The organism is Prochlorococcus marinus CUG1433, from assembly GCA_017644425.1.
GTDB lineage: Bacteria > Cyanobacteriota > Cyanobacteriia > PCC-6307 > Cyanobiaceae > Prochlorococcus_A > Prochlorococcus_A marinus_U.
The window spans coordinates 55,608-80,040 of sequence record JAEPLN010000002.1; the positions used below are offsets into that span (position 1 = coordinate 55,608).

The 24,433-nt window shown below is 32.0% G+C and carries 27 protein-coding genes; 19 read left to right on the top strand and 8 right to left on the bottom strand.

From position 1 onward, the window contains the following. Window positions 1-15: 15 nt before the first annotated feature. On the bottom strand, window positions 16-1,656 hold the full coding sequence (locus JJ842_09140; protein MBO6972075.1) for a 2-isopropylmalate synthase: 1,641 nt from the start codon (window positions 1,654-1,656) through the stop codon (window positions 16-18). Between the two features lie 229 nt (window positions 1,657-1,885). Between JJ842_09140 and JJ842_09145 the strand changes: the two genes are divergently transcribed. Then, a complete protein-coding gene (locus JJ842_09145; protein MBO6972076.1) occupies window positions 1,886-3,469 on the top strand; it encodes a DUF1957 domain-containing protein in 1,584 nt (527 codons plus the stop codon). Between the two features lie 5 nt (window positions 3,470-3,474). Here the strand turns inward: JJ842_09145 and JJ842_09150 are convergent, their stop codons facing one another. After that, window positions 3,475-4,686: a lycopene cyclase family protein gene (locus JJ842_09150; GenBank protein ID MBO6972077.1), complete on the bottom strand. Its 1,212-nt coding sequence runs from the start codon at window positions 4,684-4,686 to the stop codon at window positions 3,475-3,477. A 20-nt stretch (window positions 4,687-4,706) separates the two neighbouring features. Beyond that, the gene (gene gyrA / locus JJ842_09155) at window positions 4,707-7,304 is read right to left on the bottom strand and encodes a DNA gyrase subunit A (GenBank protein ID MBO6972078.1); all 2,598 of its coding nucleotides are present in this window, start codon (window positions 7,302-7,304) and stop codon (window positions 4,707-4,709) included. 180 nt (window positions 7,305-7,484) lie between these two features. On the opposite strand from gyrA, the gene JJ842_09160 reads away from it, so the two are divergent. The 4 genes from JJ842_09160 (at window position 7,485) to rsmD (ending at window position 10,446) form a co-directional block, all read left to right on the top strand. Further along, window positions 7,485-8,648 carry a GuaB3 family IMP dehydrogenase-related protein gene (locus tag JJ842_09160; protein ID MBO6972079.1) on the top strand — a complete coding sequence of 388 codons (1,164 nt, stop codon included), beginning with the start codon at window positions 7,485-7,487 and terminating at the stop codon, window positions 8,646-8,648. Window positions 8,649-8,880: 232 nt separating this feature from the next. After that, entirely contained in the window at window positions 8,881-9,204 is a 324-nt protein-coding gene (gene trxA, locus JJ842_09165; protein MBO6972080.1) for a thioredoxin, read from the top strand. 10 nt (window positions 9,205-9,214) lie between these two features. Beyond that, a complete protein-coding gene (hisH, locus tag JJ842_09170; protein ID MBO6972081.1) occupies window positions 9,215-9,832 on the top strand; it encodes an imidazole glycerol phosphate synthase subunit HisH in 618 nt (205 codons plus the stop codon). Window positions 9,833-9,846: 14 nt separating this feature from the next. Continuing rightward, window positions 9,847-10,446: a 16S rRNA (guanine(966)-N(2))-methyltransferase RsmD gene (gene rsmD / locus JJ842_09175; protein ID MBO6972082.1), complete on the top strand. Its 600-nt coding sequence runs from the start codon at window positions 9,847-9,849 to the stop codon at window positions 10,444-10,446. Here rsmD and petG read toward each other — a convergent pair. After that, window positions 10,423-10,542 carry a cytochrome b6-f complex subunit PetG gene (gene petG, locus JJ842_09180; GenBank protein ID MBO6972083.1) on the bottom strand — a complete coding sequence of 40 codons (120 nt, stop codon included), beginning with the start codon at window positions 10,540-10,542 and terminating at the stop codon, window positions 10,423-10,425. The genes rsmD and petG overlap by 24 nt on opposite strands. A 56-nt stretch (window positions 10,543-10,598) precedes the next feature. Here petG and JJ842_09185 point away from each other — a divergent pair, with 56 nt between their 5' ends. The 10 genes from JJ842_09185 to JJ842_09230 all read left to right on the top strand — a co-directional run bounded on the left by JJ842_09185 (window position 10,599) and on the right by JJ842_09230 (window position 18,713). Further along, complete coding sequence (locus JJ842_09185) at window positions 10,599-10,985, top strand: cytochrome c (GenBank protein ID MBO6972084.1); 387 nt, start codon at window positions 10,599-10,601, stop codon at window positions 10,983-10,985. Beyond that, complete coding sequence (locus JJ842_09190) at window positions 10,982-11,731, top strand: TrmJ/YjtD family RNA methyltransferase (GenBank protein ID MBO6972085.1); 750 nt, start codon at window positions 10,982-10,984, stop codon at window positions 11,729-11,731. The genes JJ842_09185 and JJ842_09190 overlap by 4 nt, the downstream gene beginning before the upstream one ends. 119 nt (window positions 11,732-11,850) lie before the next feature. After that, complete coding sequence (gene bchI, locus JJ842_09195; GenBank protein MBO6972086.1) at window positions 11,851-12,939, top strand: magnesium chelatase ATPase subunit I; 1,089 nt, start codon at window positions 11,851-11,853, stop codon at window positions 12,937-12,939. Between the two features lie 5 nt (window positions 12,940-12,944). After that, on the top strand, window positions 12,945-13,418 hold the full coding sequence (ruvC, locus tag JJ842_09200; protein MBO6972087.1) for a crossover junction endodeoxyribonuclease RuvC: 474 nt from the start codon (window positions 12,945-12,947) through the stop codon (window positions 13,416-13,418). A gap of 9 nt (window positions 13,419-13,427) precedes the next feature. Further along, window positions 13,428-13,985 carry a 5-formyltetrahydrofolate cyclo-ligase gene (locus tag JJ842_09205; GenBank protein ID MBO6972088.1) on the top strand — a complete coding sequence of 186 codons (558 nt, stop codon included), beginning with the start codon at window positions 13,428-13,430 and terminating at the stop codon, window positions 13,983-13,985. Between the two features lie 39 nt (window positions 13,986-14,024). Continuing rightward, entirely contained in the window at window positions 14,025-14,444 is a 420-nt protein-coding gene (locus JJ842_09210) for a SufE family protein (protein MBO6972089.1), read from the top strand. Between the two features lie 44 nt (window positions 14,445-14,488). Further along, window positions 14,489-15,787, top strand: a complete 1,299-nt coding sequence (locus JJ842_09215) for a homoserine dehydrogenase (GenBank protein ID MBO6972090.1) — start codon at window positions 14,489-14,491, stop codon at window positions 15,785-15,787. Between the two features lie 70 nt (window positions 15,788-15,857). Then, the gene (locus JJ842_09220) at window positions 15,858-16,109 is read left to right on the top strand and encodes a hypothetical protein (protein ID MBO6972091.1); all 252 of its coding nucleotides are present in this window, start codon (window positions 15,858-15,860) and stop codon (window positions 16,107-16,109) included. A 17-nt stretch (window positions 16,110-16,126) separates the two neighbouring features. Then, window positions 16,127-17,698 (top strand): ABC transporter substrate-binding protein, encoded by a 1,572-nt coding sequence (locus JJ842_09225; GenBank protein ID MBO6972092.1) that lies wholly within the window; start codon window positions 16,127-16,129, stop codon window positions 17,696-17,698. Continuing rightward, window positions 17,691-18,713, top strand: a complete 1,023-nt coding sequence (locus JJ842_09230) for an ABC transporter permease (protein ID MBO6972093.1) — start codon at window positions 17,691-17,693, stop codon at window positions 18,711-18,713. Before JJ842_09225 ends, JJ842_09230 begins: the two co-directional genes overlap by 8 nt. Here JJ842_09230 and JJ842_09235 read toward each other — a convergent pair. Further along, complete coding sequence (locus tag JJ842_09235) at window positions 18,710-20,260, bottom strand: alpha/beta hydrolase (protein MBO6972094.1); 1,551 nt, start codon at window positions 20,258-20,260, stop codon at window positions 18,710-18,712. The genes JJ842_09230 and JJ842_09235 overlap by 4 nt on opposite strands. Window positions 20,261-20,262: 2 nt before the next feature. On the opposite strand from JJ842_09235, the gene JJ842_09240 reads away from it, so the two are divergent. Then, the gene (locus JJ842_09240; protein MBO6972095.1) at window positions 20,263-21,492 is read left to right on the top strand and encodes an MFS transporter; all 1,230 of its coding nucleotides are present in this window, start codon (window positions 20,263-20,265) and stop codon (window positions 21,490-21,492) included. Here the strand turns inward: JJ842_09240 and JJ842_09245 are convergent. Continuing rightward, a complete protein-coding gene (locus JJ842_09245) occupies window positions 21,489-21,860 on the bottom strand; it encodes a DUF2834 domain-containing protein (GenBank protein ID MBO6972096.1) in 372 nt (123 codons plus the stop codon). The two genes, JJ842_09240 and JJ842_09245, sit on opposite strands and share 4 nt — an antisense overlap. Before the next feature lie 41 nt (window positions 21,861-21,901). On the opposite strand from JJ842_09245, the gene JJ842_09250 reads away from it, so the two are divergent. From JJ842_09250 to JJ842_09260, 3 genes are read left to right on the top strand one after another with little or no spacing between them, the layout of a single operon-like run. Continuing rightward, window positions 21,902-22,771, top strand: coding sequence for a ribokinase (locus JJ842_09250; protein MBO6972097.1), 870 nt, complete (start codon window positions 21,902-21,904; stop codon window positions 22,769-22,771). Between the two features lie 16 nt (window positions 22,772-22,787). Next, a complete protein-coding gene (locus tag JJ842_09255) occupies window positions 22,788-22,985 on the top strand; it encodes a hypothetical protein (GenBank protein ID MBO6972098.1) in 198 nt (65 codons plus the stop codon). 3 nt (window positions 22,986-22,988) lie between these two features. After that, complete coding sequence (locus JJ842_09260; GenBank protein ID MBO6972099.1) at window positions 22,989-23,342, top strand: hypothetical protein; 354 nt, start codon at window positions 22,989-22,991, stop codon at window positions 23,340-23,342. An 8-nt stretch (window positions 23,343-23,350) separates the two neighbouring features. Here JJ842_09260 and JJ842_09265 read toward each other — a convergent pair whose 3' ends face one another. Continuing rightward, entirely contained in the window at window positions 23,351-23,869 is a 519-nt protein-coding gene (locus JJ842_09265; protein ID MBO6972100.1) for a pentapeptide repeat-containing protein, read from the bottom strand. Window positions 23,870-23,952: 83 nt separating this feature from the next. After that, window positions 23,953-24,426, bottom strand: a complete 474-nt coding sequence (locus JJ842_09270; protein MBO6972101.1) for an HNH endonuclease — start codon at window positions 24,424-24,426, stop codon at window positions 23,953-23,955. Between the last annotated feature and the right edge of the window lie 7 nt (window positions 24,427-24,433).

Sequence of the window (24,433 nt, forward strand, 5' to 3'; positions counted from 1 at the left end):
ATCCTGAGAAATGATTTAATTTGCAGGATTAGATAGAAATGATTTATTGGGATTTTCTAAGTTATCAAATTGTGGGTGAATTGAATTTTTCTTCTGGGAAAATACCAACCTATTTAAAGCATTAACGTAAGCGTTCGCAGCTGCAACAACTACATCAGTGTCAGCCGAATGGCCAGAATATATCTTATTATCCCTTCTTATTCTTATTGTTACTTCGCCCAAAGCATCAATACCCTCTGTTACCGACTTTACAGAGAATTCAATTAATTCATTGGGAACTTTAGCTAATTTATTTAAAGCTTCGCATACAGCATCAACAGGTCCAGTCCCTAATGCTACTGCAGTAGCCTCAGTATTATCTTCAGTGTTAAGAAGAGTTATGGTAGCAGTAGGTTTAGATGCATTACCACAACTTACTTGTACAAGACTTAATTGGAATTTAGCTTCTGGAAGCTGTACTTGTTCACTCACAATTGCTTCTAAATCTCTGTCAGTAATTTCTCTTTTTCTATCAGCTAAATCTTTAAAACGAGCAAAAGCATCATTTAAGTCTTCCCTACTCAAGTCATACCCCATCTCCTCTAATCTTGCCCTTACGGCACTTCTTCCACTAAGTTTTCCCAAAGATATTTTGTTATCGCTTAAGCCAACAGTTTTTGCATCGATAATTTCGTAAGTTAATCTATTTTTTAAAACACCATCTTGATGAATGCCAGACTCGTGGGCAAAGGCGTTGGCTCCTACAATTGCTTTATTGGGTTGAACTGTCATTCCAGTTAAGTTGGAAACGAGCCTAGAAGTTTTTGTTATCTCTTCTGTCCTTATAGCTGTAAGTGGAGTAGGTGAATCTTGATCCCTTTTGAAAAAATTATTAAAAAAACTTTTCCTAACATGTAAGGCCATTACTAATTCTTCAAGAGAAGCATTTCCGGCTCTTTCTCCAATCCCATTTATCGTACACTCTAATTGCCTTGCCCCATTTTTTACTGCTTCAAGAAAATTGGCAACCGCTAAACCTAAATCATTATGACCGTGAACCGAGATTACCGCTTCATCAATATTTGGAACATTTTTATTTATTTCGGCAACCAACTTCCCAAATTCACTAGGGGTTGTGAATCCAACAGTATCAGGGATATTTATTGTTGTAGCTCCTGCTGAAATTGCTAGTTGAATGACTTCGTATAAAAATTCAGGATCACTCCTTGAAGCATCTTCACAAGAGAACTCAATATCATCGACAAATGATTTTGCATAATTCACCATCTCTGGAACTATGTTAAGAACATCTTTTCTGGATTTTTTTAATTTATGTTTAAGGTGAATATCGCTTGTTGCAATGAAGGTATGTATTCTTTTCTTGGGGGCTGGACTTATTGCTTCATAACATGCCTTTATATCGCCTTTAGACGCCCTAGCTAAACCGCATATTGTAGGACCATTTTCTTTTCCTACAGCATTGGCAATTTTATTAACAGCTTTAAAATCTCCAGGACTTGCAAAAGGGAATCCTGCCTCAATAATATCTACTCCTAATCTTGCTAATTGATGAGCGATAGCAAGCTTTTCCTCAAGATTTAGGCTCGCACCAGGAGATTGCTCTCCATCTCGAAGAGTTGTATCAAAGATCAAAATTCTTCCAGGATCTTTGGACATGAGAAGTAACGACTTAAACTTATATTAAGCTAATTAAAAAAAATTGACTAGATGTTTAATCAATATAAAAAAATGCTATTGGGTATTGACTTAACAATATTGGTTAAAATTTGAGAAAAAAATATAAAAAATTTTATTAATTAAAGTATTGTTTTAAGATTCAAGCTTCTATTTTTATAAAAGGTTAATTTTCATTTTTATAGAATTTTAGGCATAAATAATTAAAAATATGGTTGGGCAATACCCAAAAAAAAATGTTTTAGGCCAATTAGCGATAGTTTTACATGCTCATCTTCCTTATGTTAGAAAAAATGAAAAAAATTCTTTAGAGGAGGATTGGTTATTTCAGGCAATCTTGGAATGCTACATTCCACTACTTCAAGCAATAGAATCTTCAAAAAAAGAAAATCCCAAAAATACAAAACTTACTATTAGTTTATCTCCAACATTATTATCACTTTTAAATAATGAGCAAATTAAGGAAACCTTCCCATATTGGATTAAAACAAGAAATGATTTCTTAAGCGAGCTTCCACAAAAAGAAAAAAATGCCTCTGCATTTTTGTTGAAGAACCTTAATGAAAAATACTTATATTGGCAGGAATGTTCTGGAAATTTAACTCAGCAGTTTAAAGTTTTAAATCAATCTGGGAATTTAGATATTCTTACTTGTGCCGCCACACACGGATATTTACCTATTCTAAGAGAGAATCCTGAAACGGTTAAAGGGCAAATTAATACAGCAATTAGAAGTCATGAAGATATTTTTGGAACAAAGCCCTTAGGTATCTGGTTACCTGAATGTGCATATTATGAGAATCTAGATGAAATACTATTTAACTCTGGAATTAGATATGCAATTTTAGATGGTCATGGCATTTTAAATGCTACTCCAAGGCCTAGATATGGAGTTTATGCTCCAATTTGCTCCAATAAGGGAGTTGCTTTCTTCGGTAGAGATAGTGAGTCAACCCTTCCCGTGTGGTCTGCAAAGGATGGATTTCCTGGAGATGGGGTCTATAGAGAATTTCATAAAGATTTGGGATGGGAATTACCTATCTCTAAGCTCCAAAAGAAAGGTATTTCAAGTAAAAGACCTTTGGGATTAAAATATCATAGGATAACGGATGCAAAAACATCACTAGATAAAAAAGAGTTTTACCTTGAAAATGAAGCTATTAAAAAGGCTGCGGATCATGCTAATGACTACCTACTAGAGAGATCTAAACAATTAGAAAAATTAACTTTATCTTCCCCTTTTTTGCCTTTGTTGGTAGCTCCATTTGATGCAGAGTTATTTGGACATTGGTGGTATGAAGGCCCTTTGTTTATTAAGAATATTTTGATGAACTCTCCTAAATTTTCAATTGAGTTAACAAATTTAAAAGAATTTTTAATTCAAAAGCCAAATATTCAGATATGTGATCCATCACCTTCAAGCTGGGGGCAAGGTGGTTACCATAACTATTGGATTAATGACTCAAATGCATGGATTGTTCCTGAAATTACAAAAGCAGGTTCAGCTTTTGTTGATTTATGTTCGAAAAAACTTAATGATGATTTATCTGTAAGACTTTTCAAGCAAGCAGCTAGAGAGTTGCTTCTTTCTGAGTCCTCTGATTGGAGTTTTATCCTTAGAGCTGGAACTACAACTAATCTCGCTAAAGAAAGGATAGAAAGGCATTTATTTAGGTTCTGGAAATTAGTTGGAATGATAAAAGATAGTTCCACCATTAATATAAATTTTCTTGAGGATATTGAGGAAGAGGATAAGGTTTTCTCAAATATTAATATTGATGACTGGCGAAAATAAAAAAATCAATTTAAGTTAAGCATTCCAAGTTTTACTTTTAATGGTGAATTTATAAACATCTTACTCATTACGTAAATTAATTTTGGAAGTGGAAGTGTATTAGTTAAAAACCCAACCCATTCCTTGGTTGATAATCTAAAGAAATTTGAGAAAAAGCTTCTTAGTCTACTTTCGTCAAAACTCATTAATCGTCGTAGACCATATTGATAAAGCTTGTGCCTTTGTCTTAATTCGTACGGCCATAGGATATCCCAACCTTGAGTTGCCAGCTCAAAAGAACTTAGATCAGGTTCTTTTAAAAAGATTGCCAATTTTTCTGCAAGGAGTGGAGCCCTTCTTAATAAAGATCCGATCATATATCCTGATGCAGGGTGCACCATACTTGCTGCTCCTCCAAAACCTAATACAAATTGTTTTTTAAATGGAAGAGGTAAATTCATTGGAAAAAGACAATTTTCTTCATGAATAATTTCTCTTACTTTAATACCCTTATTATTCAGTCTTTGTAAAAGTCTTTTTTTTAGGTTTTCTTGGGATATTGCAGGATAACTGGCTAATGAAGTTTCTTCAACAAAGAAAGTTTCATTCCCTAGATCCATTGCATAAAGAAAGGAGGGAGAGGAAAGTTTTTCTTCTTTATTTAAGTGATTTGGACGAAAATCCATTAATACAAACTGTTCCTTATTAACTGGCGGTGAAGAGAATTTTCCGACTATTCCATATGCAGCTTGCTGAGCGATTTTATTCTCAACTGGTCTTTTTATAAAATTACTTTTATGCCCACTTGCATCAATAACCAATCTTGCTTTTATTTTAAGACCAGAAAAACAAATCACTTCGGATAATTTATTGTTCTCTCTAATATCTTTTGCTGTATCATTAAGCCATTCAATTCCTTTGCATTGTCTTAATAATTCACTTTGGAAGGCTTCTTGATTTATTAAACCATAATCATAATTATGTTTTGTTGGAATATTCCCCTTTTTATTTTCCCCATTTCCAAAAAAACTAACTGTTTTGCACCATCGATGGGATAACAAAGATTCTAGTCCTAATTCTTCCAATTCAGATGCCCAGATCCCATATGTATTCTCCCATCTTTCATTTGGAGATTTTGTTGATATCCCCTTTATTTTTAGATTCTGCTTGGCTAATTCAGAAGCTAAGCATAATGCTGCAGGACCTGAACCTAAAATTAAAATATCAAGAGTTTCCATATAATCTAATTAACTATTTTTTAATTATTTTCCCCTGAGCTTATTTCATCTATTCCCTCTATTTGTTCACGAGGAACTAGTACTACTTCTGATAAGTGATCCCCCTCGTCTAGTTTTTGTAATTTAACTCCAGTAGCAGCTCTAGATTGCTGAGAAATTTTATCTGCATTTGTTCTTACGATTACACCTCTTTCAGTAATAAAAAGTAATTCTTCTCCCGCACCCAGGACTTTCAAACAAACTAGTACATCATCTGTAATCCTAAATTTTATCGCTCTTAAACCCATCCCTGCTCTCTTTTGTAATCTAAACTGGGTTACTGGTACTCTCTTCCCTAATCCAAATGCACTGGCTATCAATACCCATGGTCCTTCTGAAGAGTTAACCTCAAGATTTTCATCAATTTCTTTATTAACTTCGTCAATTTTTGCCAATTGATCCACTAAATCGGATGTTAAGACATCCATGGATACAAGATTGTCTCCTTCTCTAAGATTCATTGATTTAACCCCTCTTGCTGTCCTTCCAAGTGGTCTTAATTCGTTTAGATCCAATCTGAAATGAATAGCCATTCCAGTTCTTGATCCAATTAAAACACTATCGCCTTCTTTTGATAATCTGACCCATGTTAAGGCGTCTCCCTCCTCAAGATTGATAGCTATTAGGCCATTTGAGCGAATTTTAGAGAAAGCGGAAAGTGAAGTTCTTTTGATATATCCAGCCTTGGTTAGCATTAATAAATAACAATCGTTATCAAAAGACTCTACTGCAACTAGTGAAGTTATTTTTTCTTCCCTTGGTATTGGGAGAAGTTGAACAGATGGAGTCCCTTTTGCTGTTCTGCTACTCATAGGAACTCTATATGCTGGCAAAGCATAAGCTACCCCTCTATCACTGAAAAGCAGAAGAGTATCATGATCATTACAGCTTATAGATAATTTCACCTCATCATCATCTTTACTCTTTGTGCCAGCTTTCCCCCTTGATCCACGACTGGTAGGTTCAAAATCATTAACAGGCATTCTTTTCAAATATCCTGCTTCAGTTATTAAAACTACTGATCTGTCATTAGCTATAAGATCAATATCATCTAAGCCGCCACCTAAATCAAGTATCTCTGTTTTTCTTGGAGAAGAAAATTTCTCATCAATTTTATTAAGTTCTTCAAGAATAATCTCAAAAATTCTTTGTTTACTATCCAATATTTGTTTATATTGGTTGATTTTTTTTGTTAATTCATCATGTTCTGATTTGATTTTATCGGCTTCTAAGGCTGTTAATCTTCTTAACTGCATTTGCAAGATTGCTTCTGCTTGAATAGAAGTTAACTCATGATCAGTTTGTAATTTTTCTCGCGCTGAAATTGTATCTTTTGCTGATCTTATAAGATTAATAATTTCATCCATAGCAGCCAAAGCTAATAAAAGGCCCTCTATTATGTGATCTCTTTCTTCTGCCTTTTTTAATAAAAATCCAGTTCTTCGCCTTATTGTGGCTACTCTAAAATCAAGAAATACATCTAACATTTTTCGAAGTGAAAGTGTAGTAGGTTCTCCTTTAACTAAAGCCAAAATATTTGCACTGAAATTATTTTGCAGGGGAGTCAACTTAAATAAATTATTTAAAACTACTTGGGGGTAGGCGTCTCTTTTTAGCTCGATAACAATTCTCATACCATCTCGATCACTTTCATCTCTAATATCAGAAATCCCTTCTAATTTTTTCTCATTAACCAAGTCCGCAATTCTCTCGATCAAGGCTGCTTTATTTGTTTGAAAAGGTAGTTCAGTAATTATTACTGCATCTTTTTCTGCCCTCCCAACTGATTTAATTTGCTCAATATTTGCTACACCTCTCATAGTTATTGAACCTTTTCCTGTTTTGAAGGTTTCTCTAATACCATCTTTTCCTAAGATTTGTCCGCCAGTAGGGAAATCAGGACCCTTAATAAGTTCAAAAAGATCTCTATCTTCAATTGAAGGGTTTTGGATTATTGATTTAAGACCAACGATTAATTCTCCTAAGTTATGAGGTGGAATATTAGTAGCCATTCCCACTGCTATTCCGGATGATCCATTTAAGAGGAGTTGAGGTATTCTCGCAGGTAATACTGTTGGCTCTTGTTGGGAGCCGTCAAAGTTATCAGCGAAATCTACAGTTTCAGACTCAATATCTTCTAATAAACTTTCATCTGTAAGAGACTGTAAACGAGATTCTGTATATCTCATTGCTGCTGGAGGATCATTATCTACAGAACCAAAGTTTCCATGACCATCTATAAGTGGCATCCTCATAGAGAAATCTTGAGCCATCCTCACTAAAGCATCATAGACTGCAGTATCACCATGGGGGTGGTATTTACCTAGTACCTCTCCGACAACTCTTGCACATTTTCTGTAAGGTCTTCCACTAGTTAAACCAAGTTCATACATTGCATAAAGAATTCTTCTATGAACAGGCTTTAATCCATCTCTCGCATCTGGAAGTGCACGACCAACAATAACGCTCATTGCGTACTCAAGATAAGAGCGAGACATCTCATTTCTTAAGTCGGTTTGAATTATTCGATCGTTATCTTCACTTAATCCAGAATTTCCGGAATCTACAATATCAGACATACAAAAAACCTTTCTTTAATAATAATCGTTGTTTGTCATAATGAAAAAAAAAAAAATATAAATTTAATTCCCAAATACTCACATTTACACATAAATTAAAAAAAAATCTATTGTTTTTGAATAAACCTTGGCTTATTACCCCTTTAGTTGTTAATTTAATCAGAATAAATGAAAAATTCCGTGAATATTGAACTTGGTTTAAACAAAAAAGTCAGAAGGGCTTATGGCATTGATGAAATAGCACTAGTCCCTGGGAAAAGAACCCTTGATTACGATTTAACTGATCCTTCTTGGTTAATAGGTGATTTAAAGAGAGAAGTCCCAATCATAGCAAGTGCTATGGACAGCGTTGTTGATGTCGACACGGCTGTAGAACTTACCAAATTAGGTGCTCTAGGTGTCATTAATATGGAAGGCATACAAACACGATATGAAAATCCCGATGAAATACTAATTCAAATAGCATCAGTTGGGAAGAATGATTTTGTTCCTTTAATGCAAAAGATTTATAGTGAACCCATCAAGGATGAATTGATACTACGTAGAATAAATGAAGTTAAAGATAGAGGAGGTATTGCCGCGTTTAGTGGAACCCCTCAAGCTGCTATTAAATTTAGAGAAACACTTAATAATTCAAAAATAGATTTATTTTTCCTTCAGGGAACAGTTGTTTCAACTGAACATCTTGGTATGGAAGGCAAGGAATCCTTAAATATTAAAGATCTCTGCAAATCCATGAGAGTTCCTGTAGTTGCTGGTAATTGTGTTACTTACGAAGTGGCTAAACTTCTTATGCAGGCAGGTGTAGCGGGATTAATGGTAGGCATAGGCCCTGGAGCTGCATGTACTTCGAGAGGAGTACTAGGTATTGGAATACCTCAAGCAACCGCAATCGCTGATTGTAGTTCGGCGAGAGATGATTTTTTTAGAGAAAGCGGTCGTTATATTCCAATAATCGGGGATGGAGGAATTGTGACTGGCGGGGATATTTGTAAATGTTTAGCATGCGGTGCAGATGCTGTAATGATTGGTTCGCCGATAGCTAAATCCTCAAACGCTCCTGGCAAAGGATTTCATTGGGGCATGGCTACTCCAAGTCCTATATTACCAAGGGGTACAAGAATTGAAGTTGGGAGTACAGGATCCTTAGAGAGGATAATTAAAGGTCCTGCATTGCTCGACGATGGGACTCATAATTTATTAGGTGCAATTAGAACATCAATGAGTACTCTTGGGGCAAGAAATATCAAAGAAATGCAAGAGGTTGAAATAGTTATTGCACCATCTCTCCTAACAGAGGGTAAGGTTTATCAAAAAGCTCAACAACTTGGGATGGGTAAATAGTTCTTTATATGGAGAAAATCTTAAAAACTTAGTGAATTAAGTATTAAAGTGAACAAATTTCGCTTTAGGAGTTATTATTAATTAATGGGGGAAACCCCATACTCCTCACACACTAAATCGCCCGATTAATCGGGCTTTTTTAGATATTTTGTTACTTATATTATTTTATCTGTAATGAAAGCATCACTTAAAAGAATTGCCTGCTAAATTTTCTTAAAGGAATACTTAAATTATGTCATCAGCTCCAGCCGTAACTGATTCTTCATTTGACAAGGATGTACTGCAAAGTGATCTGCCAGTATTGGTTGATTTTTGGGCACCATGGTGCGGTCCATGTAGGATGGTTGCACCAGTTGTAGAAGAAATCTCAAAAGACTTTGAAGGTAAAATTAAAGTTTTTAAATTAAATACAGATGAGAACCCAAATGTTGCAAGTCAATATGGAATTAGAAGTATTCCAACATTAATGATTTTCAAAGGTGGTCAAAAGGTTGATACTGTTGTTGGAGCCGTACCAAAAGCAACTCTTTCGAGCACATTAACTAAGCATTTATAAACAAAAAGCTTTGCATAAAATTGGACTTATAGACTATGGGATGGGTAACATTCATTCTGTTACAAAATCTTTAGAAAGTCTTGGAGAAGAAATAATTTTAATTAAAAACTTTAATGAAACCAAGGCTTGTAAGGCGATAATACTTCCTGGAGTTGGATCTTTTGATCCTGCAATGAGTAATCTTGCAAATACAAATTTGATAACTGATCTGAAAAATTGGATTAATAGTGGGAAGTCTTTTTTAGGAATTTGTTTAGGGCTTCAACTCCTTTTTGAATCTAGTGATGAAGGAAAAGCTCCAGGACTAGGCATTTTTAAGGGGAAAATAAAAAAAATACCTTACATGGTTAACCAAAGAATTCCGCACATGGGTTGGTGCCAATTAATACCTACAAAGCCAAATACTTTACTAGAGCTAAAGGAATTAAATAATTGGGTTTATTTTGTACATTCTTACCATGCAATACCAGATAAGACTAATATTATCTCAGCTCAGGTTAATTATGGTTCTGAAAAATTAACAGCGATTATTGAAAATGATAATTTGTTGGCCTGTCAATTTCATCCTGAAAAATCTGGTAAAACTGGAGAAAAACTTTTAAGAAGATGGATTTCTAATATTCAATAACTAAAAATTTTCGGATGAAGACAAACTTAAGATTAATAGGTGGTAAAAAACTCCAAGGTCCAAATAACAGGTATACGAGGCCTACCACTTTAAGAGTTAGAGAGGCAATATTTAATATATTGAGAAATAAGGTTGAAAATAGCAACTGGTTAGATTTATTTAGTGGTACAGGGGCCATATCTTGTGAAGCTTATAATCATGGGGCACGAAAAATAATTGCAATTGAAAAAGATAAAAACAACTCAAAAATTTGTTTAAAAAATCTTCTTTCCTTAAAAGATGTAGAAGATAGAAAAAATGATATTGATGTTATTTGTAAAGACGTATTGAACTGGACAAAACCAAACTACGAGAGAAACCTATCATCTAAAATTATGGAATTAAACAAAATAAAATTTGATTTTATTTATTTAGACCCTCCATATGATTTCAATTTCCATGAATTAGTTTTAAATCAGATATTTAATTGTAATTTCTTAAAAAAAACTTCAATAGTTATTTGTGAACATTCTCCAAATTTATTTATAAAGAAAAGTACTTTATGGGAAACTATTGATGAAAGAGACTATGGACAGTCAAGATTAACATTTTTAATCAATATCCAACATCCCTGAGCCTCTTCTATATTGATTCCATGCACTCACGAATAATCCAAGAAGAGTTATGGGTACTAAACCCAAAACAATTCCACATAGAAGAGGCTCAATCATTTTTTTTGCTTTTTTTGAATTTATTATTCACAATTGTTACATAGAGACTATTTTTTGTGTCAACATCTTCATCATCTGCAGTAGAAAAAGACTTTAAAACAGAATTTTTGAAAAAGTTTTTTATTGTTTTTGTAGTTTCATTAATAGGTTTTTTGATATTTTTTTTAAATCATCATGAAAAAAACAAATATATTACTGAAACTCTTGAGCTTAATGGATCTGCTAATGATGGAGATGCTCTTTTTAAGATGAATTGTGTAGGGTGTCATGGAATTACAGCAAGAGGATTAGTTGGCCCAGACTTGCATTCAATAACTAAACGTTTAAATGATAAAGAGATAATAAAACAAGTTACGGGTGGCCTCACTCCTCCAATGCCAAGTTTTGAAATTGACCCTGTAAATATGTCTAATTTATTAAAATATTTACATAGTCTAGAGTGATTTTGGAGAAAAGTTTTTCTAATTTAAAGGTCATATTAGTTGAACCAAATGGCCCTTTAAATGTAGGGAGCGTTGCTAGATTATGCAGTAATTTTGAAGTTGATGAATTAAGAATTGTTTCTCCGAGATGCGATATATTTTCCCTAGAAGCAAAAAAAATGGCCCTTAAAGGTCAAAAATTTCTTGAACATTGTAAGATTTTTGATGATCTTCAAAAAGCTATTTCTGATTGTGATTTAGTTCTAGCATCTTGTGGAAGGATTGATTTAAATAAAGGTTCATTTTTTGGATCCTCTGAAGATATATTTGATTGGACTTTATCCTTTAAAAAAATAAATAATTTAGCAATTATATTTGGAAGAGAAGATAGAGGTTTAACCAACAGTGAATTGCTTCTGGCAAATAAAACTTTTAGTATCCCAACTTCTCAGAATAATCCTTCATTAAATCTTTCTCACGCTGTTTCAATAGCTTTGTATGAATTAAATAAGTCTTCTAAAAAGAATTCAAAAATTGAATTAAAAGTTTTTAACTTAGCATCATCCAAAGAAGTACATGATACATTTGTGGAGATTGAGGAAATGCTTTTGAGAATTGGATATCTCTTAAAACATACTTCTAAGGCAAAAATTAGTAAATTTAAAAATTTTATTTTAAGGGCAAATACATCAATGCACGAAATAAATGTTTTAAGAGGAATTGTCCATCAAATGAACTGGTTTCTGAACAATTCAAAAAAAAAATAAGTAAGTATAAAGTTGATTAGTTACTACTTACTTGATATATATTTGATAGGGATATTTACTAAAAACATTTTCTGAAGTAGCATCTATTGATTATTTGAATATTTAAGAAAACTAAAACTGTGCCTACAACAAAGAAAAGAAGAGTTTTTCCTTTTACAGCAGTAATTGGTCAAGAAGAAATGAAATTGGCCCTCTTGTTAAATGTTATTGATCCAAGAATTGGAGGAGTGATGATAATGGGTGATAGAGGGACTGGAAAGTCCACTACAATCAGAGCCTTAGCTGATTTGTTGCCTGCTATCGATGTTGTTAAAGATGATCCATATAATAGTTCTCTAGTCGATCCTGATTTACAAAGTAAAGAAGTTTTGGAAAAAATTACTCAAGGAGAAAATCTAGAGAGTATTCAAAAACAAGTACCTATGGTTGACTTGCCTTTAGGAGCTACTGAAGACAGGCTTTGTGGAACTATTGATATTGAGAAGGCCTTGAGTGAAGGTGTTAAGGCATTCGAACCTGGATTGTTGGCCAAAGCTAATAGGGGTTTACTATACGTTGATGAAGTGAATTTGCTTGATGATCATTTAGTTGATGTACTTTTAGATTCGGCTGCTTCCGGATGGAATACAGTTGAAAGGGAGGGGGTTTCAGTTCGACACCCTGCGAGGTTTGTCCTTATTGGTTCAGGCAATCCAGAAGAAGGTGAATTAAGGCCTCAACTATTGGATAGATTCGGAATGAGCGTTGAGGTTAAGACAGTTAGAGATGCTGAATTAAGAGTTCAAGTAGTTGATCAAAGAACTTCTTTTGACGATAACCCTGATGAGTTTTCTTTGAGTGTTGAAAAACAACAGGATGAACTTCAACAAAAGGTTATTAAAGCACAAGAAATTTTAAATTCTGTCCAAATGGACGATGACCTAAGATTGAATATCTCTGCAATCTGCGGAGAACTAGATGTTGATGGTTTACGTGGTGATATTGTTACAAATCGATCTGCAAGGGCAATTGCAGCATTTGAGGGCAGAACTGAAGTTCAAGAAGATGATATAGCAAGGGTTATTTCTTGTTCTTTGAGACATAGGCTAAGAAAAGATCCTTTAGAACAAGTAGATTCAGGTGAAAGAGTTATTCAAGCTTTTTGTAAAGTTTTTGATTTAGATGAAAAAGAAAATCTTTCAAAGTTTCAATTGTCTGCAGAAGCTTAATTACAGTGAGAATAATTGGAATTGATCCTGGATTAGCAAGAGTTGGTTATGGAGTTATTGAAATAGAAAATGAAAAAAAAACATTATTAGATTGTGGCGTTATTGAGACAGCTAAAGAAAATAAAGAAGAAGATAGACTCTATGAGATATTCAAAGATCTTAATGAATTAATTAATCATTGGAATCCCAATTTAGCTGCTGTAGAAAAATTTTTCTTTTATAGATCAAGTACTACTATTAGTGTGGTGCAAGCTAGGGGCGTGATTATGATGGTCTTGGCTTCAAAAAAAATTAGTATTAGTGAATATTCCCCTGCTCAGATAAAGTTAACAATTGCCGGGTCTGGAAAGGCATCTAAAGGAGAAGTTTTAGATGGTGTGATGAATGCCTTAGAACTTAAAAAAGCCCCAAAACCTGATGATTCTGCAGATGCATTGGCCATAGCACTCACAAAACTAAATGAAGAAGGCTTTAACTGAAAATTCAATATGACTATTTCTGAGAAAAAGAAATTAGAGAGGGATTTATTTAGAAAACTTAGAGATAAGAGTTCCATTAATCAAAGGGAAAATGTAGAAAAGAATGTAAAAAAATATGTTGATTCAATTGTGAAGGAAGATAAAAATATTGGTTACTTGGCAATATATTGGCCTTTAAAAAAGGAAGTAGATATAAGAAGTCTCAAAGAAAATTTTACTCTAGCTTTGCCTAGATGTAAGGATAAAAAAGAGTTATTATTTTACCCATGGGATGAAAATCCTCTTACCAAAGATTCTGAGGGGATACTAAGTCCAAATAACTCTTCCCCATTAAGTCATTTGCAGATAAGCATGATACTAGTACCATGCCTTTCCGTTGATAAAAATTTAACAAGATTAGGTTATGGGGGAGGTTATTTTGATAAATTAAGGAGAGATAATGATTGGAGAAGTGTTCCATGCATTGGAGTATTAACTTCTAATTGTGTAAGCACGATTTCATTAACCAAAGCTGAGTGGGATGTTCCTTTATCGGGCTTTATCACAGAAAAAGAAATATTTGTATAATAGAAGACCCATAAGGCGATTAATTCATAGTTATAAAAAATGGAAAATCAGAGAAAATACAATAATTTATCAAAATTAGTCGAGAAGTTGCAGAAATCAGAAGATCCAAAAAGAAAATATGAATACATTTTGTGGTTAGGCAAAAAATTGAAAGAGCCAGGTAGTGAAATCCTTATTGAAGAAAATAAAGTTAAGGGATGTGTTTCAGAAGTTTTTGTTAAGGCAAATATTAAAAGCGGTAGATTATTTTGGGAAGGATATTCTGATGCCTTAATAACCAAGGGTTTGTTAGCATTTTTAATTACTGGGTTAAATGAATTAACACCAAATGAGGTTGTTAAAATAGATAAGAAATTTATTGAAGAAACTGGTTTGAAAGCAAGCTTAACACCTTCACGTTCAAATGGTTTTTTAAACATATTATTGAAAATGCAGTCGCAAGCAAATGATTTTTTGTAGGTCTAATAATATAAAATTAAACTCAAAGTTAAAAGAAATAAAAAATGAGAAAATGCAAAATTGGGATTGTGGGTTTTGGAACTGTAGGTTCAGGGATTTATAAAATATTAAGTTCTGAATTTGACTCACATCCAATTCTAAAAGAAATAGAAATTGCAAAAATAGCAGTTAAAGATCTTAATAAAAAAAGGGATATAGTACTAGATGATAATTTATTAACTGATGACCCATTTAAATTAATTGATGACCCCTCTATAGATGTAATTGTTGAAGTAATGGGTGGGGTTGATTTAGCGAAAGATATTATTCTGAAATCATTAAAATTAGGTAAATCTGTTGTTACAGCAAATAAAGCAGTCATTGCAAGATATGGAGAAGAAATATACAAAACTGCATCTAAAGAAGGAGTTTATATATTGTCAGAGGCGGCAGTTTGCGGAGGAATTCCCATAATTGAACCTTTAAAAAGATCATTAAAAAGTAACAGCATAAAAAAAATGGTTGGGATAATAAATGGCACAACTAATTTTATTCTTTCAAAGATGACAAATGAAAAGGCTGATTATAAGGAGACCTTAAAATTGGCCCAAAGCCTTGGTTTTGCAGAATTTGATCCAACTGCAGATGTTGAGGGTCATGATGCTGCTGATAAGATTTCAATTCTTAGTGAACTTGCATTTGGAGGGAAAATCAAAAGAGAAGAGATACATTCTGAGGGCATTAGTAAAATTAATCTCAAGGATATCGAATATGCCAACAAATTAGGATTTGAAATAAAACTTTTAGCGCTCTCCGAAAGGAGACAAATAAATAGTAATGATTCACTTGCTTTGAATATTTGGGTAGGCCCTTCCTTGATTCCAAAATCCCATCCATTGGCAACAGTTAAGGGAGTTAACAATGCTTTATTGATAGAGGCTGATCCACTTGGAGAGATCATGTTGTATGGTCCAGGTGCAGGGAGTGGCCCAACTGCTGCATCAGTAGTTTCAGATATATTAAATCTGCATGCTGCTTCAGTAAAAAATAATTTAATTGATCCACTACTATCTTTTGATTTCTGGAGAGACTGTCATATCATAGAATCTTCACAAATAAATAAAAAAAATTACCTTAGGATTATTTGTCTTGATAGTCCTGGTGTAATAGGAAAGATTGGAGATATTTTTGGAAAGAATAATGTATCTATCGAATCAATCGTGCAACTAGATGCAACTGAGGACAAAGCTGAAATTGTCGTTATTACTCATGAGGTAAATAATGGAGATTTTGAGAAATCGAAAGATGAAATAAATTCGCTAAATGAAGTTAAAATTATTGCAAGTCAATTAAGTTGTATTTAAAAAAATAGTTTGCAAATTTCTTTATAGCTTGTTAAACCGAAGAAAGTAAGTGTTTGGTTTTAGCACCTTCATGATTCATTCAAAACTATTAGACAACAAAAATGAAAAAAATAATTTAATTTGTTTTGAAAACCTTTACAAAGGTGCTTGTGTAAAAATTAAAAATAGTAATAAGACTTTTCAAGTAATTGGTATAAATATAGGTAAAAAAGTTTGTTGGGTGAGAGAGTGGCCTTTTGCCTGTAATTCTAAAAAAACATTTGCTTTAGATATAAGTCAAATAACCTTACAAATTTTTTGTTCAAATAATTTTTCAGAATAATTAAGTTATAAAGAAATATGAAAAAAAAATTTGTTTTGTCAATATTTATTATTTTAATTTCTTTTTTACAGACTTCTTGCGGCTCAAAAAGAATTCCAAAAAAAATCATAGTAGCAAGTTCCGGAAAAATTGAATCTTTAGACCCAGCTAGAGCTAATACTCTTAAAGCAATTCAATTAATCAGTTCTCTGGGAGACACATTATATGAATTAAACTCTAATGGTGAATTAATACCTGAATTGGCATCAGGGATGCCAATTATTTCAAAGGATAAACTTCAAATAATTATCAATTTAAGAAAAAATGTTTTTTTTCATGATGGAACTTCATTTAACTCAAATGCAATGAAGTTTACTTTTGATAGATTCAAAAGAATTGGAACAATGAATTATATCTTAGGAAATAAGATTAAATCAATAGAAACTCCAAGTGAATATTCACTCATAATAAATTTGAATAAACCATCAAGTTCTTTAAATGGTTTACTTACATCAGTAAATTTAACTCCAATATCTCCTTCTTTTTATAAAGAATATTCTGATAAATTTCTAAATGAAAAATTCGTTGGTACTGGCAAGTATGTACTGACTAGTTTTTCCAATGAAGTACAAGCAATTGATCCAAATCTGAATTATTGGGGTAACAAGCCATTAAATAAGGGCATTAAATTTGTGGGATACTCAAATTCATCTTCTCTTTTTGGGGCTTTAAAAAGTAAACAAATTGACGTGCTCTTATCAAATTCAATTGATGATAGTCAGAGAAAAAGTCTTAATACTTTAAGTAAAAATAAACAGTTTAAAGAAGGGAATAGTCCTTTCACTGAATTAAGTTTTATAAGCCTCAAAACCAGTTCTTTTCCCTTAAGCAATCTTAATTTAAGACTGGCTTTGGCAAAAAGTCTTAATAGAAAATTAATTAGTGAGAAAGTAAGTTATGGATTAAGGCAGCCATCTAGATCAATTATTCCTCCGATATTGAAAAAAGATAATCAAGAAGTGTGGCCTAAATATGATTATTTAGAAGCGAGAAGGTTATTGCAAAAAGAAAATTACTGTAATGGAAATATTCTGAAAATACCTCTTACTTATAGATCGAATGTACCAGCTGACAAGCTTATTGCCCTGACATGGCAGGAAGAAATTAAAAGTTCTTTGGAAGATTGTATTGATATAGAACTCAATGGGGTAGAATCTACAACAATTTACAAGAATCTAAGTTTAGGAATTTATACGGCAGTTATTCTCGATTGGACTGGTGCTTATTCAGATCCTGAGGCCTATCTAACACCTCTTTTAAGTTGTAATGAAATAGTTGATAGCATATGTAAAAAAGGTGAATCAGTTTACAGCGGCAGTTTTTGGGGATCTAAAAAAGTGGAAAGTTTATTTCTTGAGAGTGAAAAAATAAGTGGAATTGAAAGATTAGATAAACTTGTTGAAATTGAAAAAATAGCAGCAAATTCGATCCCTTATATTCCCATTTGGATTTCCTCTCAAAAAGCATGGTCACGAAACAAAATTTCAAAACCTATTTTTAATGGGGCAGGAATAATTTCATTGAGTGATCTTAAGATAATAGATGAGTAGAAATTTAAATAAACTACTAAATTATTCCTTATTAAAAATTTCATTAATACCAATAATGTTATGGATAATTTCTTCATTAGTATTTATTTTGTTGAGAGTTGCCCCTGGCGATCCTGTCGATGCAATTCTTGGATCTGGTGCCGATGAGGTTTCAAGGGAATTTCTAAGAAATAAATTAGGGCTAAATGAACCTTTAATAAGTCAATATTTTTCATATATTAAAAATATATTGCACTTTGATTTTGGCCAATCTCTCAGTACCCAAGAGCCAGTCCTAAATATTATTCTTAAGTCATTGCCTGCAAGCCTTGAGCTTGGATTCTTTTCATTATTAAGTGCCACATTAATAGGATTCCCATTGGGATTAATTGGCTTGAGAAATAGAGGTAAAAAGACTGATTATATTGCCAGAATTTTAGGAATTGCCACATATGCGATCCCTCCTTTTTGGGGTGCAATGTTAGCGCAATTATTATTTTCTGTATTTTTTAATATTTCCCCAATTGGAGGTAGATTTCCAATATTTCAGCAACAACCACAAATTACAGGTTTTCTGGTTTTAGATAGTATTCTTTCAAATAATATTAATGCTTTGAAAGGTACTCTTCATCATCTCGCACTTCCCTCTATTACACTTGGTTTTCTTTTAAGTGGAATATTCAGCCGCTCATTAAGAGTAAATTTGGATAAGACATTAAAAAGTGATTATGTAAATGCAGCTATAACAAGAGGAATATCTAGGAAAAAAATCTTTTTTAACCATGCATTGCCTAATGCGCTTTTGCCAATTGTCACTATTTCTGGCTTAACTATGGCTTCATTAGCAGGAGGTGCTCTATTGTTTGAAGTAACTTTTTCGTGGCCAGGTATTGCTTTAAGATTACACGAAGCAATTTCTCAGAGAGACTATACTTTGGTTCAAGGCATTATAATTTTTACCTCTTTGTTGATAGTTTCTTTAAATCTCTTTGTGGATATTTTAATCGCATACTTAGATCCAAGAATAGATTACTAATTTTTTGAAAATTCTTTTATGGTATCAGGATCTAAAATATGGAAATCAAGTCCCAAATCTCTCTGATTTTTAATTACTATAGGGATCTTTTGGTCTTTAATATTTTTTAAAAATTCAACTATAAATTTCGTAGATAAATCTTGTACTAATATTGGCTCTGAGCCAATAAAAGATTTATTTATTTTGAAGACGTCATTATTTTCTTCATAGCTTTTATTAATTCTAATTGGAGAGAAATGACTTGCTCCTTCAATAATTAGAAATCTATTTGATGGATTATTTAAAGCAGAAAAAACTTTAAATTGTTCATTCATTAATGGTGTAATAAGGTCATACGTACCACCTATTAGAAGAGTTGGTGTTTTAATTCCTGTACTATTTTCTTTTGGCCATACTAAACTACCAAATGAATTAAAACCTATAATAGCACTGGCTTTATTAGAGGTATTTTTCTTAGGGAATGGTATTTCGCTCAACTGACATTGAAGTAATTTAGATAAATTAGTTACTGCAAAGTCTTTTAATGCCGAATCACATTTGTCATTTAATTCATCAGTGGGTTTATTGCCTTCATATAAAAGTGCAATTAAAGCACCAAGAGAATGCCCCATTAAAATATAAGAATCATTAGGTAAACCAAATTCTCCATTTTCATGAGCTTTTAATACGGCATCTAAATCTTTAATTCTATATAAGAAAAAGTCTGCACTTCCTGGTATTGTTTCCTTACCTTCGAGTACTTCTATAAATGACTCCAAATTACTTCCTCTATGATCTATGAATAATATTGGCCAACCTCTTTTAGCTAATTCGTTTCCTATCCATTTGAAATTACTAATTTCGCCTCCAAGTCCTGGCATAAAAATTACCAGTTCTTTATCTTCATTTGTTTTATTGCTTTTCCATATTTCAATTTCAAAAGGTTTCACTCGGTGAGAAGCATAAATTTTTTTTTCAATTTTTATAAGATCTTGAGTTGATTTTTTTTCAGTATTTTTGAAGACATTTTGGTTCGTTCTTTCAAGTTTATTTAATTTGGATAAAAGTTCTTGTTGCATTGATAATTCATTTTTCCAAGATGAAATTATTAAAATTAAATTATCAATATCAAGTGAAATTTCTTCTGATGGTAATGCCTTTATGATTTCTAAAGTTGAAACTTCTTTTTTTTGATCTAATAAATTTTCTATAGTGTTATATATTTCTGTTCCATTATTATCATTAGGAACTTTTATGCTTTTGCTTAATTCTGTAAGAATTTTACGTCCTATCCAACTCCTTAATATTTCTCTATTTAATCCCTCTTCTTTGAAAACTGGATATTCTAAAAATTTTGATAATTCAAAAATTCTTATAAATCCATTTTTTTTTAACCAATCTAGTAATTCTGTTGAATCATCTTTGTATTTTTCTAATTTTGATAATTGTTCTATAGTAAGAGGGATTTCCATCTCTTCAAACTTAATATTTATCTTTTCAGCAGCCTTTAAACCATTATTAAAAAATAAACCACAAAAACTAAAAAAAATTATAAAAATGTATTTCACTAGTGATTAGTCCAAATAGTTTACAAATTAGCAAAAATTGGTGGATTCAATTTCCATATCATTTGAGGTTAATAACTAAGATAAGATTTTTCGCTGCATTTGGAGCAGGAGGTGTTATTTATTTAACATCACTTATTTTTAATAACCTAGGATTATCGGCAACAGATATTGGCTTAGGGTTTACCATTTCAGCAATAATTGGAACTGTAACAAGACTCTTTACAGGTAATTATCTTAATAAAACAGAGAAAATACAATTTCCAATAATTACATCTTCAATACTAAGTATTGCCGCTAGCTTATGCCTCATTTTTTCAAGAGATACTTTTTTGTACATAATTGGTCAATCACTTGTTGGAGCTGCTGCAGGAATATATTGGCCTGCTGCCGAGTTTGGGGTACCCTATTTTTGTCATCCTATCGAAACACGCAAAGCTTACGCTCTTGTGAGAAGTTCGGAGGCTTTAGGAATATTTCTAGGGGTATTATTAGGGGGTTATATGACAAATTTTTTGTATTCTAAATCAATTTTTATTAATGATATATTTTGCATGTTAGCTATCACATATTTAATATCTAAAAATAGTTCTTCTATTAAAAGAAACTTAGAAAATTCCCAAAAAAAATTAGTAGATCCAATTAATCAGGAACAATTGAAATGGAATAAAAATTCAACAATAATAATTTTATCTATTTTATTGATTACTACCTCTTTAGCTCTGATCCAAGTAACTTTGCCTCTGGATCTTGTTAAGGGTGGAGTATATCGTAATGCATTAAGCAAAGAAATTATTAGTCTTATAATTTCTATACAGTTAATTTTATTGTTGTTTTTACAATGGCCTATTGGATCTTGGATATCAAAAAAAGGGAGATTATTTGGGCTAAAATTTAGTTTGATAAATTTCTCTTTCGCTTCATTTTTATTATTTATTTCTAGTTATTTAAATATCCCAGCTTTTTATTTAATTTCTTTTTCATTGATATTAGTAAGTTTAGGAACTGCTTCATTTCTTCCAACATCAACAGATATCGTCTTCAGAATAGCTCCTTCAAACAAAAAAGGTTTTGCACTTGCTCTATTATCACAATGTTTCGCTATGGGTTATTTTTTTGGACCATTTATCTCGGGACGTATATTAGATCTATTTGGTTATGCTTCAGTAATCTGGCTATCCATTTCATTTGCTTGCTTTATAATTTTTGTAATCCTATTTAAGAGATTATTTTAATTAATCTTTTCTAATTCAATAATTCTTCTCTCTCTTAAAAATAAGAAAAAAGGTGCAGAGAATGCGAATGCTATAAGAAAAGTTCCAATGTATACAACCCACATATTCTTCATGTTTAGTTTTTTTGATTCATTTACTATCCATATAAAAATAGCGCTTGCACCTACTAATAAGTCTCTAGAAATTGACTGAGCTGCGGGGTTTGCATTCGCTAAAGAAATGAAGTTATTTATATCAAAGCTGTTTCCATATTCCCTAGCAAATTCGAAATTTGCCATCATTGGAAGGACAGCACCCAAAATTGATAGAAAAAGGTAAAGATAAGATAGTATCTGTTTATTATCTTTTAAAATGTTAAATGAATTCACTTGTCAGAAATATTTCTTTTAATAATAGTATTTAAAATCTTATGTTTGTTGAAAAGAATAATAAAGTTGAAGACTATAAATTCAAAAAAGGAAATTTAAATTTTGCTGTTGTTGGTCATGTTGAGTGGATAAATTTCTTAAAGGTCGATCAATTACCAAAACCAGGCGTTATTTCTCATTCTGAAAAATCTCTTGAGTATCCAGCTGGTGGTGGCTCCATTATCGCAAAAATACTTTCTGATTTAACTTTAAACCAAATTCATTTTTTTACGTCATTAGGTAATGATGATTATGGAGAAAACTGTTTCAAGATTCTTTCAAATATGGGAATAAATTTGCATGTCGCTTGGCGTGACAAGCCAACTAGAAGAGGTTTTAGTTTGATTGATTCTCAAGGTGAAAGAGCAATAACAGTTATTGGAGAAAGGTTAGCACCAACTCATAAAGACAATTTAGAATGGAACATTTTAAAAAAAATGGACGGAATTTTTATTACCGCATCTGATTCAGAGATTTTTAAAATAGCTAGATCAGCTTCAATACTGTGTACAACACCAAGGGTGGGTTTAAATACAATTAATAAATCAAATATCCTTTTAGATGGATTAATAGGCAGTAATCTTGATCCAGGGGAAGCTTTTTCTTTTTCTGATTTATCTTTAAAACCCAAATATACTTTTAAAACCGAGGGAGAGAAGGGAGGCATAATATTTCCAGGAGGAAGATATGAGGCTCTTAAAAATAAAAAATTAAAGGTTGATTCTTATGGATGTGGCGATTCTTTTGCTGCTGGTATTCTTTATGGGATGGCATCTAAATGGGATATAGATAAAAGTTTAAATCTTGCTAAAGTAATGGGAAGAGACGCTAGTGAATTTTTCGGCCCATATGCAAATAATGATGAAAGATAATTGAACTAATACTTTTATGAGCAACTTAGAAAATAAAAATAAAAATAAAAATATTCTTGTAGAGAACCTTATTCTTTTCTTCTTATTTACTGTCTTTTTAGTTTTTAAATCTTTAAAAACTTTATCTAGAATCTTTACTTATGGAATCTTAAAAAAAGAAATATTAACTACTAAAAGTAACTTAGGCGTAGATATTAAAATAAAAATTAAATAGGTAATGAATATATTTTTAGTTTTTCTAATTTTTGGAGTTATTTTTTTGGTCTACAAAAAAATAAAATCCAAACATCCAAAGAACTTAAAATTAGACAAATTTAAAAATAAACTGCAGAGCACGCAAACAAATATTGAGAGAATTTTTTTAAGAGAGGAAGAAAAAACCTTTTCAAATCCTAATATAAATATTTATATTGGAATTTATGATAACGAAGAAAATATAAATAGAAAATCCAATATACACAGAGCAAGACTTTCAAAATATAAGAAATCCAAATTAAATGGTGAGATGATATTTCAAGATGAAGAACAAAGGATTTATAAATTTAATAATGGTAAGAAAGTTTACTTATAATTTTAGTGCTAACTACACTCAAGACTTTCTCTAGTTGAAACGCCTGTTGTTGGATTTATACCATCCGCAATTTCACAAAGATTTCTTTGGTCTTCGCTGTCAAGAATAGCGTAAGAAAAATCTGCTCCTTCTATTTGAGCTCCTGCAAAACTGCTGCCTGATGCGATCATATTTATTAAAACAGCATTTCTAAGATCTGTTTTTTGGAAATTAACTCGATCAGAAAGAGTATCGGTCAGGTCGATTCCATTTAAATTAGAACCTTTTAAATCCGAAAGGGTTAGGGTAGTTCCATGTAAATCAACATCACTAAAATCTGCGTCTCGTGCAACAGCTCCAGCTATAGAAGACAAATGAAGATCCTCTCCATGAAAATCAAATCCTGTAATATTAGCTCTAACATAACTTGGAACTTCATCTCCCTCGCCCTTAACAGCTACATTTGCCCCAGCAAAAACTGGAGAGGATAAAACTAAGAAAGAAAAAGTTATACATAAAAAATATTTTAAAAAACTAAAAAATTTCATACCCAAAAATTTCAATATTATTATTTTATAACAATTAGATAATTTTTTAAATTGATGTGTAAATTTGGGACTCCTTTTTAAGATTATTTAACACTGTAAATTTTAAATCTAGGTTCTAGATTGGTTATACAATCAAGAAGTTTTTTGTTATCTTTGCTATTCGTAACTTTGAATTCAGATTCAACTGTACCGCCCTCATCTCTAATGGCTTGATTTAAAACTATGGAACCGTTTCCGTCAGATACTGATCTATGAAAAGTTCCTCTAGGTATTCTTAAAATATATCCACAAGACTCTAATCTAACTTTATAAAAAGGATAATCCCAACCAAAATTAACAAGGAAAAATGTTCTACCCCCAGAGATAGCTAATAGATTATCTTCTTGATTGTGATGTATGTAAAATTGCCAATTATTAAATTCTTCTTCATTTGGAGGGCTAACCGCAGGACCACTGTGAATAACTAGATCTCTGTAATTTGATTCATTAACACTAATATCAAAAAATCTGACATCTTTTGTATCGCGAAATTTTTCATAACTTATCAATTCAAACATTTTTGAT